Source organism: Streptomyces sp. NPDC054840, from assembly GCF_053611065.1.
In genome coordinates, this window is the sequence record NZ_JBSGZP010000445.1 from 4,669 (window position 1) to 6,234 (window position 1,566).

The 1,566-nt window shown below is 73.3% G+C and carries 2 protein-coding genes; both read right to left on the reverse strand.

Annotation, left to right across the window (positions count from 1 at the left end):
* The coding region (locus ACWGIU_RS26425; protein ID WP_453709766.1) for an AI-2E family transporter at positions 1-859 on the reverse strand (859 nt) is incomplete at its 3' end.
* Between the two features lie 179 nt (positions 860-1,038).
* A partial coding sequence (locus tag ACWGIU_RS26430) for a DUF2252 family protein (RefSeq protein ID WP_453709768.1) occupies positions 1,039-1,566 on the reverse strand: 528 nt, incomplete at its 5' end.

Genomic DNA, 1,566 nt, shown 5'->3' on the forward strand with positions numbered 1-1,566 from the left:
CGATCTGGCCGATGACCACGATCAGCGCGACCACCAGGCCCGCGACGAACGGCCCCTTCGCGGCGAGCGCGACCACCGCGGCGACCGCCAGCGCGACCGGCGATCCGATGAGCGGGATGAAGGCCGCGAAGAACTCCAGCAGGGCCAGCGGCACGGCCAGCGGGACCCCGAGGAAGTACAGGGCCACCCCCACCAGGAGCGCGTTCGTCGCGGCGACGAGGACGATCCCGCGGGTGTAGCCGGTGAACGTCCGCCAGGCAGCGGCGCCGGCGATGCCCACGCGGGCGCGCACCGACCGGGGCAACTGCGCGCAGAACCAGGACCACTGCCGGTCGCCGCCGTGCAGGAAGAAGAACGAGCAGAAGGCCCCGAGGGCGAGGACGGTCAGGACGTGCACCAGGCGCCCGGCTCCGCTGACCGCCTGGCTGAGCAGCGTGGAGCGGTGGCTCGACAGGTAGTCGCCGAGGCGGGACTGGAGGTCGGAGAGCGCGTTCGGGTTCAGCCGGAAGGGCGGCCGCTCCAGGTACTCCTCGATGCTGTCGAGTCCCTGGCGGAACTCCCGGGCCAAGGTGGTGCTCTCCCCCGCCACCGCCGTGCCGACCAGGGTCAGCACGCCCAGCAGGACCAGCGCACTGCCGAGGAGGGTGACGGCGACCGCCACCGAACGGGGCAGCACGCGCGCGAGGCGCCGGGTGGGCCACCACAGCAAAGCGGCGACGACGAGGCCGAGGAAGAGCGCCACGGCGATCTCGTGGAACCGGCCGAGCAGGGCGAAGAACGCGTAGACGGCGGCGCCGACCACCAGCAGGCGCCAGGCGTACGACGCTGCCGTACGCAGGAACGCTGACACCGGCGGCATGACCCATGGGTGCCACGGCGGACCCGCCATGCCACGCGCCGGGCTCCGGATTCGCCCGTCCGTGATCGATACGGGTCCGACAGGGGCCTGTCACGACGCCGACGCCGACCAGGACCGCTGCGCCACCGGGCGGCCCGGGACGCGGAGCCGAGCGGCGCGCCGGTCTGGGGCCGGGACGTTCAGATGCCGCTGGTGGCAGTGATCCTCCTCGCGGCGACAGCGGCGGTCAGCAGTGCGTGATCGGCGAGGGTCCGGTCCGCGTAGCGGAGCGCGAAGCCCGCTATGGCGCGGTCGAAGGTGTCGGCGCCGCCGAGATAGCCCGCGATGGCGATGCGGTCGCCGGTACGGGCGTGGGCGCGGGCCAGCGCCCTGCCGCACAGCTCGGCGTACCGGCCGAGCAGGCCCGGGGACATCCGGGCGACATCGGCCGACCCCTTCATGTCGCGCAGCTGCCGGCAATAGAAATGGCGTCCGGCCGGTCCGGTCGTCCAGCCGAGGAAGATGTCGCCCGCGGCCTGCATGCGCCGCTGGCCGGCGACCACCCGGTGCCCTTGGTGATCGTGCCCGTCGTCCGGGAGGTGGCCTTGCAGGACGGACGGCACGGCCTCCTTGATCTGCAGGAAGAGCGGGTCGTCGGCGTCGCGTCCGAGGAGCAGCACGATGAAGCAGCGGGTCCCCACGCTCCCGACGCCGACCACCTTGCGCGC